The sequence below is a fragment of the Microbacterium testaceum genome (assembly GCF_001476285.1).
In the GTDB taxonomy this organism is placed as follows: Bacteria; Actinomycetota; Actinomycetes; order Actinomycetales; family Microbacteriaceae; genus Microbacterium; species Microbacterium testaceum_B.
Genome location: NZ_LDRU01000031.1, coordinates 1 through 15,276, shown reverse-complemented (window position 1 = coordinate 15,276; position 15,276 = coordinate 1). Strand labels below are relative to the sequence as shown.

At 69.3% G+C, this 15,276-nt stretch carries 15 protein-coding genes; 13 read left to right on the top strand and 2 right to left on the bottom strand.

What is annotated here, in order from left to right; genetic code table 11:
• Nucleotide 1: 1 nt before the first annotated feature.
• From NS283_RS06180 to NS283_RS06145, 8 genes are all read left to right on the top strand, one after another.
• A complete protein-coding gene (locus tag NS283_RS06180) occupies nt 2-955 on the top strand; it encodes an FtsQ-type POTRA domain-containing protein (protein ID WP_058596005.1) in 954 nt (317 codons plus the stop codon).
• A gap of 151 nt (nt 956-1,106) precedes the next feature.
• A complete protein-coding gene (ftsZ, locus tag NS283_RS06175) occupies nt 1,107-2,294 on the top strand; it encodes a cell division protein FtsZ (protein WP_058596004.1) in 1,188 nt (395 codons plus the stop codon).
• Between the two features lie 63 nt (nt 2,295-2,357).
• Complete coding sequence (locus tag NS283_RS06170; RefSeq protein ID WP_058596003.1) at nt 2,358-3,041, top strand: YggS family pyridoxal phosphate-dependent enzyme; 684 nt, start codon at nt 2,358-2,360, stop codon at nt 3,039-3,041.
• A 31-nt stretch (nt 3,042-3,072) separates the two neighbouring features.
• Complete coding sequence (locus NS283_RS06165) at nt 3,073-3,546, top strand: cell division protein SepF (RefSeq protein WP_058596002.1); 474 nt, start codon at nt 3,073-3,075, stop codon at nt 3,544-3,546.
• A 6-nt stretch (nt 3,547-3,552) separates the two neighbouring features.
• Nucleotides 3,553-3,855 (top strand): YggT family protein, encoded by a 303-nt coding sequence (locus NS283_RS06160; RefSeq protein WP_058596001.1) that lies wholly within the window; start codon nt 3,553-3,555, stop codon nt 3,853-3,855.
• Nucleotides 3,856-3,975: 120 nt separating this feature from the next.
• Nucleotides 3,976-4,596, top strand: coding sequence for a DivIVA domain-containing protein (locus NS283_RS06155; RefSeq protein ID WP_058596000.1), 621 nt, complete (start codon nt 3,976-3,978; stop codon nt 4,594-4,596).
• Between the two features lie 9 nt (nt 4,597-4,605).
• Nucleotides 4,606-5,193 carry a signal peptidase II gene (lspA, locus tag NS283_RS06150; protein ID WP_058595999.1) on the top strand — a complete coding sequence of 196 codons (588 nt, stop codon included), beginning with the start codon at nt 4,606-4,608 and terminating at the stop codon, nt 5,191-5,193.
• 1 nt (nt 5,194) lies between these two features.
• Nucleotides 5,195-6,118 carry an RluA family pseudouridine synthase gene (locus tag NS283_RS06145; RefSeq protein ID WP_058595998.1) on the top strand — a complete coding sequence of 308 codons (924 nt, stop codon included), beginning with the start codon at nt 5,195-5,197 and terminating at the stop codon, nt 6,116-6,118.
• Between the two features lie 6 nt (nt 6,119-6,124).
• Here NS283_RS06145 and NS283_RS06140 read toward each other — a convergent pair whose 3' ends face one another.
• Nucleotides 6,125-6,607 (bottom strand): NUDIX domain-containing protein, encoded by a 483-nt coding sequence (locus tag NS283_RS06140; RefSeq protein ID WP_058595997.1) that lies wholly within the window; start codon nt 6,605-6,607, stop codon nt 6,125-6,127.
• 187 nt (nt 6,608-6,794) lie between these two features.
• Between NS283_RS06140 and dnaE the strand changes: the two genes are divergently transcribed.
• The 5 genes from dnaE to NS283_RS06115 all read left to right on the top strand — a co-directional run bounded on the left by dnaE (nt 6,795) and on the right by NS283_RS06115 (nt 14,618).
• Nucleotides 6,795-10,259 carry a DNA polymerase III subunit alpha gene (gene dnaE / locus NS283_RS06135; RefSeq protein WP_058596046.1) on the top strand — a complete coding sequence of 1,155 codons (3,465 nt, stop codon included), beginning with the start codon at nt 6,795-6,797 and terminating at the stop codon, nt 10,257-10,259.
• Nucleotides 10,260-10,353: 94 nt separating this feature from the next.
• Nucleotides 10,354-11,706, top strand: a complete 1,353-nt coding sequence (locus NS283_RS19210; RefSeq protein WP_241492198.1) for a hypothetical protein — start codon at nt 10,354-10,356, stop codon at nt 11,704-11,706.
• A 70-nt stretch (nt 11,707-11,776) separates the two neighbouring features.
• Nucleotides 11,777-13,078: a histidinol dehydrogenase gene (gene hisD, locus NS283_RS06125; RefSeq protein WP_058595996.1), complete on the top strand. Its 1,302-nt coding sequence runs from the start codon at nt 11,777-11,779 to the stop codon at nt 13,076-13,078.
• A gap of 12 nt (nt 13,079-13,090) precedes the next feature.
• On the top strand, nt 13,091-13,582 hold the full coding sequence (nrdR, locus tag NS283_RS06120) for a transcriptional regulator NrdR (protein ID WP_058595995.1): 492 nt from the start codon (nt 13,091-13,093) through the stop codon (nt 13,580-13,582).
• Between the two features lie 10 nt (nt 13,583-13,592).
• Entirely contained in the window at nt 13,593-14,618 is a 1,026-nt protein-coding gene (locus NS283_RS06115) for a quinone-dependent dihydroorotate dehydrogenase (RefSeq protein ID WP_058595994.1), read from the top strand.
• A gap of 107 nt (nt 14,619-14,725) precedes the next feature.
• Here the strand turns inward: NS283_RS06115 and NS283_RS06110 are convergent.
• The coding region (locus tag NS283_RS06110) for a DUF3043 domain-containing protein (RefSeq protein ID WP_058595993.1) at nt 14,726-15,276 on the bottom strand (551 nt) is incomplete at its 5' end.

The following is a 15,276-nucleotide window of genomic DNA, read 5'->3' as shown; positions in this document are numbered from 1 at the left end:
CGTGGAGCGGCCCTCGCCCCTGCCCTCGCCGCCGGAGCGGCGCGCCCGCCCGGCCGAGGTGCCCACGGCGCGCGTCGAGCCGCCCCTGCCCGACGCGGACGGGGCGACCGCGCCCGTCGTCCCGCTGATCGCCCCGACCGGGCGAGGTGACGAGAAGATCCCGGATGCCGCGCCCCCGGCGGAGGAGACCGGGACCGGCCTCCGCGACGTCTGGCGCGCCTCGCGCGCACGGCGCCGCGCGCTGCGCGCCGAGGTCCGCCGGTTCACGGTGCGTCAGCGTCGTCGTCGACGGATCTGGATCGGGGTCGGCGTCTCCGTCGCGGTGATGGTCGTGGCCACCGTGGGGGCCGCCTACAGCCCGTTGTTCGCCCTCGAGCGCGTGGACGTGGTGGGAACGTCGCAGCTCGACGCGGCCGCGGTCACCGAGGCGCTCAGCGATCAGGTCGGCACTCCGCTCGCCCTCATCGACGACAGCAAGATCAAGGCCGCCCTGGTGCGCTTCCCGCTGGTGGAGTCGTACACGCTCGAGGCGCAGCCCCCGCACGACCTCGTCGTCCGCATCGTGGAGCGCACGCCCATCGGCGTCGTGCAGACCGCGGCCGGCTTCACGGTGGTCGACGCGGCGGGCGTCGTCCTCTCCACGACCCCCCAGGCACCCGCGGGGCAGCCGGTGCTCGACATTCCGGCCGGCACGTCGTCCGAGCCGTTCCGCGCGGCCGGACGCGTCATGCGCGCGCTGCCCGACGGCATCCGTTCGCAGGTCACCGCGGTGTCCGCGACGACACCGGACGACGTGACCCTCACCCTCGGTGCGACCGGCACCCGCGTGATGTGGGGGAGCGCCGACCGCTCGCCCGAGAAGGCCCGTGTTCTCGACCTGCTGATGCAGAAGAGCCCGCCCGACAGCACCCGCGAGTACGACGTGACCTCGCCCGAGGCCGGCGTCATCCGCTGATCTCGGGAGCGATCCTCGGACACGCCGCGTGTCGACCGGGCGGCGACCACAACGCCGCCTACTTTCAAGTCAAGGAATTGCATACCGGGCAATTCTTTAACCCTCAACATGAGGTTTAGAGTTTCGGGTTCGGGGACAAACGGAGGCCGGCATGAGCCACAACCAGAACTACCTCGCCGTGATCAAGGTCGTCGGTGTGGGCGGGGGCGGCGTCAACGCCGTCAACCGCATGATCGAGCTCGGCCTGCGCGGCGTGGAGTTCATCGCGATCAACACCGACGCGCAGGCGCTGCTCATGAGCGACGCCGACGTCAAGCTCGACGTCGGCCGCGAGCTGACGCGCGGCCTGGGCGCGGGTGCGGATCCCGAGGTGGGCCGTCGCGCCGCCGAGGACCACGCCGAAGAGATCGAGGAGGCGCTCCGCGGTGCCGACATGGTCTTCGTCACGGCGGGCGAGGGTGGTGGCACCGGAACCGGTGGCGCTCCCGTCGTCGCCAAGATCGCCAAGTCGATCGGCGCCCTCACCATCGGTGTCGTGACCAAGCCCTTCTCGTTCGAGGGCCGTCGCCGCCAGAGCCAGGCGGAGGGTGGTGTCCAGCGCCTGAAGGAAGAGGTCGACACCCTCATCGTCGTCCCCAACGACCGTCTCCTCGAGATCAGCGACCGCGGCATCTCGATGATCGAGGCCTTCGCCACGGCCGACCAGGTACTGCTCGCCGGTGTCCAGGGCATCACCGACCTCATCACGACCCCGGGTCTGATCAACCTCGACTTCGCCGACGTCAAGAGCGTCATGCAGGGAGCGGGGTCGGCCCTCATGGGCATCGGCTCGGCGCGGGGGGCGGATCGCGCCATCAAGGCCGCCGAGCTCGCCGTCGAATCGCCGCTGCTCGAGGCGTCGATCGAAGGGGCGCACGGCGTCCTGCTGTCGATCCAGGGCGGATCGAACCTCGGCATCTTCGAGATCAACGACGCCGCGCAGCTCGTCAAGGAAGCGGCGCACCCCGAGGCGAACATCATCTTCGGTACGGTCATCGACGACACGCTCGGCGACGAGGTCCGCGTCACGGTCATCGCCGCCGGCTTCGACGGGGGAGAACCGTCGCTGCGCATCGACGCGGTGGGCGCCCAGCGCTCCGTCTCGGCACCCGTCGTCCCCGTCATCCCCGCCGACGACGTGGCGCGCGACCTGCACGCGGCCGAGGAGCAGAAGGCTTCGACCGAGCGCGCCCCCGAGCGCAAGCCCGAGCCCGCGCCCGTCGCGGCCCACGTCCCCGAGTCGTCGTACGACGGTGGATTCGCCGACGACGACCTCGACGTGCCGGACTTCCTCAAGTAAGCACGAGTGAGCAGTGCAGCGGGTCCGGTCTTCGCCGGGCCCGCTGCGTCGTGAAGGAGACCCATGTCCAGCGCCCTCGCCGATCGCCTCGCCGACGTCGATGCCCGCATCGCGGATGCCGCCCGCGCGGCGGGCCGCGATCTCGCCGGCATCACGCGCATCGTCGTGACGAAATTCCACCCGGCCTCCCTCGTTCGCGACCTGCACGCGCTGGGCGTCCGCGACGTCGGCGAGAATCGACAGCAGGAGCTGACGGCCAAACGCGATGAGCTGGCGAGCCTTCCCGACCTCCGCTGGCACTTCATCGGGCAGGCCCAGACGAACAAGGCGCGGGCCGTCCGCGCCGCGGCCGACGTGGTCCACTCCGTCGATCGTTCGCGTATCGCCGATGCCCTGGATGCCGTGGGCTCGGGTGATCCGCTCGACGTGCTGCTGCAGGTGAACCTGACGGACGACACCGGGCGCGGGGGAGTCGCTCCGGCTGAGGTGGAGGCCCTTGCCGCCCACGTCGCGGGACTGGCGTCGCTGCGCGTCCGGGGTGTGATGGCGGTGGCCCCGCTCGACGAGGACCCCGCTCACGCCTTCGAGCGTCTTCGTCGGAGCGCGGACGTCGTGCGCACGGTCGTCCCGGAAGCGACGTGGATCTCGGCGGGGATGACCGGCGACTTCCCCGAAGCGATCGCAATGGGCGCGACACACCTGCGGATCGGGTCCGCAATCACGGGTCCGAGGCCCGTGCGCGGATAGCCTCGACACAGACGAGCGAACGGAGGATGCGATGTCGAACCCGCTCAAGAAGACGATGGTTTACCTGGGACTCGCCGACGAGGAGGAGACCTATGACGAGCCTGCGCCGCAGCCGGCCGCGCGCAAGCAGCAGCCGCAGCAGACCGCGCCGATCGAGAAGGCTGCTCCCGTGACCCCCCTGCATCGGCCCGCCGTGGTGCGCCAGCCCGCTGCCGGTCCGGTCAGTGAGATCCTGACGGTGCACCCCAAGCAGTACCGCGACGCGCAGACGATCGCCGAGAACTTCCGCGAGGGGATCCCGGTCATCATCAACCTGTCGCAGATGAGCGACGCCGACGCGCGCCGTCTGATCGACTTCGCGAGCGGTCTGTCGCTCGGTCTCTACGGACGCATCGAACGGGTCACGAGCAAGGTCTTCCTGCTCTCGCCCGAGAACATCGCCGTCTCCGGAGACGGGGCGATCGCGCAGGCCGACCCCGAGGTCGCGCCCTTCGCGCCTCAGTAAGCGATCGTGGCCGTCCTGAGCCTGGTCGGCTCGATTCTCAGTGCGCTCCTCTTCATCTACATCGTGCTGCTGCTCGCGCGCCTCGTGCTCGAGTACATCCCGATGTTCAACCGGGAGTGGCGCCCTCGCGGCGCCGTTCTCGTGATCGCCGAGATCGTGTACACGGTGACCGATCCTCCGATCAGACTGATCCGTCGCTTCATCCCGCCCCTGCGCATCGGGGGGATCGCGTTCGATTTCGGATTCGCGATCACCATGTTCCTGTGCTTTCTACTGCTGAGCGTCACGCGGTCCCTCTCGGCCTTGTGACCTCGATCGCCGCCGCCTTCGACACCGGTCGAGGGCGGCGGCTATGCTGTTCCGAAGCGGTACGCCCCGGTGCGACACCCCCAACAGTTCCAACTCAGAGCTCTCGAAAGAGGAAACACCATGGCACTGACCCCCGATGACGTCGTCACCAAGCAGTTCCAGCACGTGCGATTCAAGGAGGGCTTCGACCCCGATGAGGTCGACGACTTCCTCGACGAGATCGTCGTCGAGTGGCGCAAGACGATCGCCGAGAACGAAGAGCTGAAGGCGAAGCTCGCCGCGTTCGAGTCCGGCGAGGCGGCCCCGGTGGCCGCGGCACCCGCGGCCGAGGCGCCCAAGGTCGAAGAGCCGGTCGTTGCCGAGGCGCCCGCAGCGGCTCCTGAGGCCCCCGCGGTCGAGGCCGACGCGGCTCCCGCCGCGCAGAGCGCCGGCATCATCGAGCTGGCTCAGCGCCTGCACGACGAGCACGTCGCCGAGGGTAAGGCCCAGCGCGACCAGCTCATCAGCGAGGCACAGGCGCAGGCGGCGTCCATCGTCGCCGAGGCCGAGCAGAAGGGCCGCGAAGAGCGCGCCCGTCTCGAGAAGGAGCGCGTCACCCTCGAGGGTCGCATCACCGAGCTGCGCAATTTCGAGCGCGACTACCGCTCGCAGCTCCGCTCCTACATCGAGGGTCAGCTCCGCGACCTCGACACCACCGCGTCGTCCTCGGGCTCGACGCCCGTGTCGGCGATCGGTCTGTAGGCCGACTCTTTGCGCAGTCGACCTCCCCTGCGTTCGGCGGCGGCCAGCATCCTCATCGCGATCCTCGCGGTGGTGGTGCTGGCCGCCGACCAGTTGGCGAAGATGATCGCCATCGAGAACCTCCCTCCCGAGCGCGTTGTCCCCGTCATCGGCGAGGCGCTCCAGCTGTACCTCGTGCGAAACCCCGGGGCGGCTTTCTCGCTCGGCGAGGGCGTCACGTGGATCTTCACGATCGCCCTGGCGGTCGTGGCGTGCGTCATCCTCTTCCTCGCGGTCACGCGGGTCCGTTCGCGGCTGTGGGCGGTCGTGCTGGGTCTCCTGCTCGGCGGCGTGCTGGGCAACCTGAGCGACCGGCTCTTCCGCGAACCCGGCTTCCCCGTCGGTCACGTCGTCGACTTCATCTCGACCCCGTGGATGATGCCGGCGATCTACAACGTCGCCGATGTGTTCATCGTCTCGATGATGGTCTCCGTCGCGCTGCTGGTGCTCTTCGGCCTCCGTCTCGACGGAACGCGCGAGACGCGGGCATCCCGCGCGGCCGATACCGCCGCGCCCGACGACAGCGTCGACGCCGCGACCGACCCCGGTTCTCGCTGACATGGAGTCGCGACACCTCCCCGTTCCCGACGGGCTCGATGGAACGCGCGTCGACCAGGCGCTGGCCAAGATGCTCGGCTTCTCGCGGACTTTTGCTGCCGAGATCGCCGACGCGGGCGGGGTGAGCATCGACGGGCGCTCCGTCGCTCGCTCCGACCGGCTCCGTGGCGGCGGGTGGTTGAGCGTCGAGTGGGAACCGAAGCGCGAGCCCGAAATCGTGCCCGTCGAAGTCGCCGACCTCGGCATCGTCTGGGACGACGATGACATCGTCGTCGTCGACAAGCCCGCGGGCGTGGCGGCTCATCCCTCCGTCGGGTGGGAGGGGCCGACCGTGCTCGGAGCCCTCGCCGCGGCGGGGTTCCGTATCGCCACGAGCGGGCCGGCCGAGCGCCGCGGCGTGGTCCACCGGCTCGACGCCGGGACGAGCGGTCTGATGGTCGTGGCCAAGACCGAACGCGCCTACACGCTCTTGAAGAGCGCGTTCAAGGAGCGCGAGGTCGACAAGATCTATCACGCGGTCGTTCAGGGGCACCCCGACCCGCTGTCGGGAACCATCGACGCGCCTATCGGGCGTCATCCGCACCACTCGTGGAAGTTCGCGGTCGTTCCCGACGGGAAAGACTCGGTGACCCACTACGAGACGCTCGAGGCGTTCCCTCGCGCGTCGCTCCTCGAGATCCACCTCGAGACCGGGCGCACGCATCAGATCCGTGTGCACATGGCGGCTCATCGGCATCCCTGTGTCGGCGACCCCCTGTACGGCGCCGATCCCACGCTCTCCGCCCGTCTGGGACTCGAGCGTCAGTGGCTGCACGCCCACCGGCTCGCCTTCACCCACCCCGCGACGGGGGAGTGGGTCAGCTTCGAGTCGGCGTACCCCGCCGACCTCGCGCACGCGCTCGAGATCCTTCGCGACGGATTCTGACTCCGGTCACGCGGGCGAGGCGTTCTGCTCGAATCGCGCCGGCCCGTCGGTGAGTCCCGCGCGGACGCGAGCGTGCATCTCGTCATCCAGAAGCTCGTCGAGGCCGGCGATCGGATGCCATCCGACCTCGGTCATCTCGCCGTCGACGGGCTCGGGCTCACCCGACAGCCACGTGCAGGCGAAGACGAGATCGAGGTAGTCGCTCTGGTCGCCGTTGGCGTACGTCACGCGGGGTATCTGATGCACCCAGGCGAGTCGGTCGGCGCGAATACGAACACCGGCTTCCTCCGCGGCCTCGCGGACAGCGGCATCCGCGGGCTCTTCTCCGGGGTCGACGATCCCGGTGATCGGGGTCAGGCGGCCGTTGTCACTGCGCCGTCCGAGCAGGACGACGTCGTCGCGCACGACCACGGCGGTCACGCCGACCAGCGGCAAGGGGCGGGTGCCGACGAGGCGGCGGAGTTCGAGGACGAAGTCTGGCGTGGGCACGCGCCCACCGTAGCCGAGTCGATTCGACCTCGGCCGTGAGCATGGGCGTGAGCGTCCCGTCCGCGACGCGCGGGTGGCACCTGAGGGTCCGCTCTGAACTTCCGGACGCGATGTCGGAGGCCGAACGTAGACTCGTCACGTGGCAGCAGACTCCTTCGTTCACCTTCACGTGCACAGCGAGTATTCGATGCTCGACGGAGCCGCGCGCATCGGTCCGATGGTGCAGGAGGCCGTCAAACAGGGCATGCCCGCGATCGCCGTCACCGACCACGGCAACACCTTCGCCGCGTTCGAGTTCTACAAGACCGCGAAAGACGCGGGCATCAAGCCGATCATCGGTATCGAGGCCTACGTCACGCCGGGAACACACCGCTCCGACAAGACGCGTGTGCGCTGGGGCACGCCCGAGCAGCAGAGCGACGACGTCTCGGGTTCGGGCGCCTATACGCACATGACCCTCCTGTCCGAGACGACCGAGGGCATGCACAATCTCTTCCGGCTCTCTTCCAAGGCGAGCATGGAGGGCTACTACTTCAAGCCGCGCATGGACCGCGAGCTGCTGCAGACCTACAGCAAGGGACTGATCGCGACGACCGGGTGTCCGTCCGGCGAGGTGCAGACGCGTCTCCGCCTGGGGCAGTACGAGGCGGCCCGTGCCGCGGCGGCAGAGTTCCAAGACATCTTCGGCAAAGACAACTACTTCGCCGAGATCATGGACCACGGGTTGTCGATCGAGCGCCGGGTCATGGGCGACCTGCTGAAGATCTCGAAAGACCTCGGCATCCCCCTGGTCGGTACCAACGACCTCCACTACACGCACCAGCACGACGCGACGAGCCATGCCGCTCTCCTCTGCGTGCAGTCGGGGTCGACGCTCGACGACCCCAAGCGTTTCAAGTTCGACGGCGACGGCTACTACGTCAAGTCGCCCGCCGAGATGCGCCAGGTCTTCCGTGACCACCCCGAGGCGTGCGACAGCACGCTCCTCATCGCGGAGCGGTGCGACGTCGAGTTCGACACCTCGGCCAACTACATGCCGCGCTTCCCCGTGCCGCCGGGTGAGACCGAGGGCAGCTGGATGATCAAAGAGGTCGAGAACGGCCTGCAAGACCGCTACCCGGGCGGTATTCCCGACGCGGTGCGCAAGCAGGCCGAGTACGAGACCGACGTCATCCTGCAGATGGGGTTCCCCGGGTACTTCCTCGTCGTCGCCGACTTCATCAACTGGGCCAAGAACAACGGCATCCGCGTCGGTCCCGGTCGCGGTTCGGGAGCCGGCTCGATGGTCGCGTACGCGATGAAGATCACCGACCTCGATCCGCTGCAGCACGGCCTCATCTTCGAGCGGTTCCTCAACCCCGACCGCGTCTCCATGCCCGACTTCGACGTCGACTTCGACGACCGTCGCCGTGGCGAGGTCATCCAGTACGTGACCGAGAAGTACGGCGACGAGCGGGTCGCGCAGATCGTCACGTACGGCACGATCAAGGCCAAGCAGGCGCTGAAGGACGCCGGGCGCGTTCTCGGTTTCCCCTTCAGCATGGGCGACAAGCTCACGAAGGCCATGCCCCCCGCCGTGATGGGCAAAGACATGCCGCTCGACGGCATGTTCAACCCCGAGCACCCGCGCTACAAAGAGGCGAGCGAGTTCCGCACGCTCATCGAGACCGACGCCGAGGCCAAGACCGTGTTCGACACGGCCCTCGGGCTCGAGAACCTCAAGCGTCAGTGGGGCGTGCACGCGGCCGGCGTGATCATGTCGAGCGAGCCGCTCATCGACATCATCCCGATCATGCGCCGCGAGCAGGACGGCCAGATCGTCACGCAGTTCGACTACCCCGCGTGCGAGTCGCTCGGTCTGATCAAGATGGACTTCCTGGGGCTGCGCAACCTCACGATCATCAACGACGCCCTCGACAACATCGAGGCGAACCGGGGCCATCCGCTCGTGCTCGAAGACCTCGCTCTCGACGACGCGGCATCCTACGAGCTCCTCGCCCGCGGCGACACGCTGGGCGTCTTCCAGCTCGACGGCGGCCCGATGAGGTCGCTGCTGCGCCTGATGCGGCCCGACAACTTCGAGGACATCTCGGCGGTGCTCGCTCTGTACCGCCCCGGTCCCATGGGCGTGAACTCGCACATCAACTACGCGCTGCGAAAGAACAAGCAGCAGGAGATCGAGCCCATCCATCCCGAGCTCGAGGAGCCGCTGGCCGACATCCTCGATACCACCTACGGCCTGATCGTCTACCAGGAGCAGGTGATGGCCGTCGCCCAGCGCGTCGCCGGGTACACGCTCGGTCAGGCCGACCTGCTGCGCCGTGCGATGGGCAAGAAGAAGAAGAGCGAGCTCGACAAGCAGAAAGAGATCTTCTTCGGCGGAATGACCGAGCGCGGCTACGGCGAGGTCGCGCAGCAGACGCTGTGGAAAGTGCTCGAGTCGTTCGCCGACTACGCGTTCAACAAGGCGCACACGGCTGCCTACGGGCTGGTGTCGTATTGGACGGCGTACCTCAAGGCGCACTATCCGGCCGAGTACATGGCCGCGCTGCTGACGAGCGTCGGCGACTCCAAAGACAAGATGGCCGTCTACCTCAACGAGTGCCGCCGCATGGGCATCAAGGTGCTGCCCCCCGACGTCAACGAGTCGATCCGCTTCTTCGCCGCCGTCGGCGAAGACATCCGCTTCGGCCTCGGAGCGGTGCGCAACGTCGGTGCCAACGTCGTCGACGGGATCGTCGCCGCTCGACAGGAGGCGAAGTACACCTCGTTCCACGACTTCCTGGCCAAGGTGCCGATGCACGTGGCCAACAAGCGCACGGTCGAGTCGCTGATCAAGGCCGGAGCCTTCGACACCCTCGGTTCGACGCGTCGAGCGCTGCTCGAGATCCACGAGGACGCGTGCGAGGGCGCGGTCGGAGACAAGAGGCGCGAAGCCAACGGCGAGGTGGGTTTCGACTTCGACTCGCTGTGGGACGAGCCGCAGCAGGTGTCGAAGGTGCCGGAACGCCCCGAGTGGACGAAGAAGGACAAGCTCGCGTTCGAGCGCGAGATGCTGGGGCTCTACGTCTCGGACCATCCTCTGGCGGGCCTCGAGGTCCCGCTTGCGAAGCACGCGTCGACCTCGATCCACGACCTGCTCTCGTCGGAGGACGTGCAAGATGGCGATCAGGTGACGGTCGCGGGTCTGTTGACCAGCGTGCAACACCGCGTGGCCAAGCAGAGCGGAAATCCCTACGGCATGGTGACCGTCGAAGATTTCAACGGCGAGGTCACCGTGATGTTCATGGGCAAGACCTACGCCGAGTTCGCTCCGATCCTGCAGGGTGACTCGATCCTCGTCGTGCGCGGCCGCGTGTCCCGCCGCGACGACGGGCTGAACCTGCACGCGCAGTCCGCCTTCGCCCCCGACCTCGAGGGGATGGACGCGGCGAGCGGCCTGACGCTCGTCGTCCCGGAGCAGCGCGCCAACGAAGCCCTGATTGGGGAGCTCGCACAGACGCTGCAGCGGCATGCGGGCGATACCGAGGTGCTTCTCAAGCTTCACAAAGGTGGGACGGCGAAGGTCTTCGAGGTGCCTTTGCCCGTTCGCGTGACCGCCGATCTCTTCGGTGAGTTGAAGGGACTGCTCGGGCCGAACTGCCTGGGCTGACACGCGCGAGGTCGCGCACCGGTGTCCGAGAGGCACCGGCGCGACACGCTCGAAAACCGTACGGGGCACTCTCGTGCCCTCGGAAAGGAAGATCGTGACCGACCGCACTGACGAATCCGTCGCGCACATGGGCCCCTCGGGCGACGAACCGCAATCGGCCGGTGCCCCTGAGGTGTCCGGTCCGCGCCTCGCGCGCTCGTCCATGGCATCCCCCTCCTCCGCCGTCGACGAGGGCGAGACCGACACGCCCGTATCCGATGGGCCCGCCGGGGACGTCCCCGACGTGAACGAGCGCGCGGAGTCGCGTGACGTCGGCGACGAGGACGCCGACCTGGGCGACGACACCGGCCGCCGCGACACCGGCCACGGCGATGCCTCCGGACAGGTGTCGGCGCGTTCGCACGTCAACACGCACAACGTGTCACTTCCGTCCACGTCCTCCGTCGCACGCGGTGCGGTGTCGTACGCGGTGGGCCCTTTCTCGGTCCGCGAGGTCTCGCTCCTGGGGATCTGGGCCGTCGCGTTCCTCGTGTCGTTCTTCCCCGACAACAACGTCACCGGAGCCGCTCGACTGCTCGTCGGAGGCAGCAACGTCTGGCTCTCGGGACTCTGGTGGATTCCCGCGGTCGCGTTGCCGACGATCGCCGTCGGACTGCTCGTCCTCCGTCGGTTGTCGCCGCAGGGGATCCGCCGTGTCGGCTCCCTCGGGATCGACCAGTTCGCGTCCGTCGCCTTCTCCGTGGCGGCGTTCGTGTGGGTGGCGTGGCTCTGGGAGACGGTGTCGATCGCGATCGACACCGGCGGCTGGGTTCGTTCCTGGGTCGTGTGGGTCGAGGCCGTGCTGATGCTCGCCGGTGTCGTGCTGACCGTCGCCGCTCCGTTCCTTCCTCCCTTCGCCGGTGACTTCGCCGATCGCGAGGAGGTGCCCGCGCACCGCAACGCGCGCCCCGTTCGTCCCGTCGTCCCGCGCCCGGCCACGGCGCGCCCGGCTCGCCGTTCGACCGTTCGTCGGGCGACCGACGCCGCGTCGGCCCCGCACGTGGAGGCCGCTGCCAGCCCCGGCGATTACGTGCGATCGACTGAAGGGCCCCGCCCGGCGCCGAACGATCCGCCCACCTCGGTCCTGCCGGCCGTGGACCACTCCCACGAGGGAGAGGATGCCGCGGTCGCTCCGGATCACGCGAACCCGTCCGACGATCACCCGACCGATGTGATCACCGGTATCCACCACTCGCCCGCCGAATCCGCGCACCCGGCGACGCAGGCTTTCTGGGCCCTCGCGCCCGTCGATCGCGAGGTCGTGGACGATTACGGCACGCCGATCTTCCGCATCGGACCGTCCGCGTGGGCACTCGTGATCGAGGATCGCGGCGAGACGTTCGTGATCCGCCACGACGACGGCCGGATCGGCTACCTGCACGACGTGTCCGGCATCACCCGCGGCTGAAGCCTGACGACAGTCTGGGAGCGCCCCTTCCCGCGGAAGGGGGCTCCCGGGCGGCCGGTAGCCTGGTCTCATGCTCCGTACCATCGATCTCCGTGGCCGTGTGCTCTCGCCCGCCGAGCTCCTCGCGGTCGTTCCGCGCGCCGACAGCGCGCGTGACGAAGCTCTCGTCATCGCGGCCCGCATCGTCGACGACGTCGCCGTGCGCGGTGAGGAGGCCCTGCGCGAGCAGGCGGCGCAGTTCGACCACGTGACCGACCACGCGATCGCCGTCCCCGCCTCGCACCTCGACGAAGCGCTCGGCTCCCTCGATCCGGGCGTGCGCGCGGCCCTCGAAGAGGCGATCACGCGCGTGCGCGCGGCCTCGGCCGCTCAGGTCCCTGCCCCCGTGGTCACCGAGCTCGGCCCCGGGGCACGCGTCACCCAGCGCTGGCAGCCCGTGCGCCGCGTCGGGCTGTACGTCCCGGGCGGCAAGGCGGTCTACCCCTCGAGCGTCGTGATGAACACCGTCCCGGCCCAGGTGGCGGGCGTCCGAGAGATCGCTCTGGCCTCCCCGCCGCAGCGCGAGTTCGGGGGCCGTGTGCACCCCGTGATCCTCGCGGCGGCCCGTCTGCTCGGCGTCACCGAGGTCTACGCGATGGGTGGTGCCGGAGCGATCGGCGCCTTCGCCTCCGGTGTGGCCAGCCTCGGCCTCGACCCGGTCGACGTCGTCACCGGTCCCGGGAACAACTTCGTCGCCTCGGCCAAGCGCGCCGTCGCCGGACGCGTGGGCACCGACTCCGAGGCCGGCGCGACCGAGATCCTGGTGGTCGCCGACTCCGGCGCGGACGCCGTGCTCGTGGCGGCCGACCTCGTGAGCCAGGCCGAGCACGACGAGCAGGCCTCGGCCGTGCTGGTCACCGACTCGACCGCTCTCGCCGACGCCGTCCGCGCGGCCCTTCCCGAGCGCGTCGCCGCGACCCGGCACAGCGAGCGCGTCGCCGCCGCGTTCGAGGGGCCGCAGTCCGCGGTCGTGCTCGTCGACGACCTCGCGCAGGCGACCGCCTTCAGCAACGCGTATGCCCCGGAGCACCTCGAACTCCACCTCGCCGATCCCCGGCCGCAGGACTTCGTCAACGCCGGTGCGGTGTTCGTCGGCCCCTACACCCCGGTCAGCCTGGGTGACTACCTGGCGGGAAGCAACCACGTGCTTCCGACGGGTGGCCAGTCGCGCTACGGCGCGGGGCTGTCGGCCGCGACGTTCCTCCGCCCGCAGCAGGTGATCGAGTACGACCGCGAAGCCCTCCGCTCGGTGCACGACGCGATCGTCACCCTCGCGGAGGCCGAGGCTCTGCCCGCGCACGGCGAGGCCGTCACGGCCCGTTTCCCCGCATAGATCGGCGAGAGCATGCACTGTCCTTTCTGTCGGAACCCCGATTCCCGCGTCATCGACTCGCGCACGAGCGACGACGGTCTCAGCATCCGCCGTCGTCGGCAGTGCCCGAAGTGCGGCGGGCGCTTCTCGACCGTCGAGACCGCGAGCCTCAACGTCATCAAGCGCTCGGGGGTCGTCGAGCCGTTCAGCCGCGAAAAGGTGATGTCGGGCGTGCGCAAGGCGTGCCAGGGACGACCCGTCACCGACGCCGACCTCGCCGTGCTCGCGCAGCAGGTCGAGGAGGCCATTCGGCAGACCGGATCGTCGCAGATCGACGCGAACGAGATTGGCCTGTCGATCCTCGGTCCACTCCGCGAGCTCGACGAGGTCGCCTACCTCCGGTTCGCGAGCGTCTACCAGGCGTTCGAGTCTCTCGAGGACTTCGATGCCGCGATCGCGCAGCTGCGCGCCGACCACGCCCACCGTCAGGTGTCTGCGAGCAGTACCACGGACGACGTCCAGTAGCCTGGCGGGGATGTATCCCCTTCTCTTCCGCACGGTCCTCACGCGTCTCGACCCCGAGTTCGCCCATCACCTCGCTGCGCTCGTCATCCGTGTCGCGGGCGTCGAGCCCGTGGCATCCGTCGTCCGTCGTGTGACCGCGCCGGCGCCCGACCAGGGGGTCGATGCGCTCGGACTTCACTTCGACTCGCCGTTCGGCGTGGCGGCGGGGTTCGACAAGAACGTCACCCTGGTCCGCGGGCTCGGTGCGCTCGGCTTCGGGCACGTCGAGGTGGGGACGGTCACGGCGCTCGCCCAGCCGGGCAACCCGAAGCCGCGTCTGTTCCGCCTCGTGGCCGATCGCGCGGTCATCAACCGCATGGGGTTCAACAACGACGGAGCCGTCGCGGCCGCAGCGAAGCTCCGGCGACTCCGACGGGCGCGCCGGCGCCCCGTCATCGGCGTCAACATCGGCAAGAGCCGCGTCGTGGCCGTCGAAGACGCGACCACCGACTACGTGCGCAGCGCACGCCTGCTCGCGCCGCTGGCCGACTACCTCGTCGTCAACGTCTCATCGCCCAACACCCCGGGGCTGCGCGGTCTGCAGGCCGTCGAAACGCTGCGGCCGTTGCTGACGGCGGTTCGGGATGCCGCGGGCTCGACGCCTCTCCTGGTGAAGATCGCCCCCGATCTCGATGACGACGAGGTGCAGGACATCGCCCGCCTCGCGGTCGACGCGGGCCTGGCCGGCCTCATCGCGACGAACACGACGATCGCGCGGACCGGACTCTCGACGGATGCCGCCACGGTCGAGGCCGCGGGAGCGGGTGGCCTCTCGGGCGCCCCGTTGAAGGCGCGCGCCGCCGAGGTGCTGCGCCTGGTGCGAGCGGCCGTCCCCGCCGAGTTCGTCGTGATCTCGGCCGGGGGAGTGGAGACCGCCGAAGACGTGCGCGAGCGCCTCGCGGCCGGCGCGAACCTCGTCCAGGGCTACACGGGCTTCCTCTATCGGGGTCCGCTGTGGGGTCGGCAGATCAACCGCGGTCTCGCGCGCCACCGCTGACCGTCGATCTCGCTCCGGCTTCCGAGGTCGCGGCGGGAACGACGTCGCGGCGGGAACGACGAAGCGGCGCGCCCGAGGGCACGCCGCTTCGTGAAGAACTCCGCGCGTCAGACGGGGTACTGCCCGCGCTTGACCTGGGCCTTGGGCAGGCGCATGAAGCGCATCTGCACGGTGCGCATCGCCGCGTACCATCCGAGGCCCTTCTCGAGCTTGCTCTCGCCGAACTTGTCCTTCGCGGCGCGCTTCACGCGGATCGACGTGATGATCATGTCGCCGATGACGAAGAGGATGAAGATCCAGAGGGCGACGAACGCCCAGTACTGGAAGAACTGCACCGGAAGCACCGTCAGCAGGATGACGATGAGCATGAACGGCATGACGCCCTCGCCGAGGTGCCAGCCGGCATCCACGAAGTCACGGGCGAACCGACGCTGCGGACCCTTGTCGCGGACGGGGAGGTAGCGCTCCTCGCCGGCGGCCATGCCGACACGGGCCTTCTCGCGCTGAGCGGCCAGCTCGGCGCGGGCGCGAGCCTTGGCCTCTTTGGTGTCGGGGACGAGCGGGCGCTTGCGCGCGGCTTCCTGCTCGGCCCGCGAGGGCGTCGCGCGGCCCTTGCCCGAACCGATCTCCGTCGGGTCGACGGGGGTGTCGTTGGGGG

Excerpts from the sequence above, each read along its gene's own strand:
- ftsZ (WP_058596004.1), top strand. The coding sequence starts at position 1,107 with ATGAGCCACAACCAGAACTACCTCGCCGTGATCAAGGTCGTCGGTGTG.
- NS283_RS06170 (WP_058596003.1), top strand. The coding sequence starts at position 2,358 with ATGTCCAGCGCCCTCGCCGATCGCCTCGCCGACGTCGATGCCCGCATC.
- NS283_RS06165 (WP_058596002.1), top strand. The coding sequence starts at position 3,073 with ATGTCGAACCCGCTCAAGAAGACGATGGTTTACCTGGGACTCGCCGAC.
- NS283_RS06155 (WP_058596000.1), top strand. The coding sequence starts at position 3,976 with ATGGCACTGACCCCCGATGACGTCGTCACCAAGCAGTTCCAGCACGTG.
- NS283_RS06145 (WP_058595998.1), top strand. The coding sequence starts at position 5,195 with ATGGAGTCGCGACACCTCCCCGTTCCCGACGGGCTCGATGGAACGCGC.
- dnaE (WP_058596046.1), top strand. The coding sequence starts at position 6,795 with ATGCTCGACGGAGCCGCGCGCATCGGTCCGATGGTGCAGGAGGCCGTC.
- hisD (WP_058595996.1), top strand. The coding sequence starts at position 11,777 with ATGCTCCGTACCATCGATCTCCGTGGCCGTGTGCTCTCGCCCGCCGAG.
- nrdR (WP_058595995.1), top strand. The coding sequence starts at position 13,091 with ATGCACTGTCCTTTCTGTCGGAACCCCGATTCCCGCGTCATCGACTCG.
- NS283_RS06115 (WP_058595994.1), top strand. The coding sequence starts at position 13,593 with ATGTATCCCCTTCTCTTCCGCACGGTCCTCACGCGTCTCGACCCCGAG.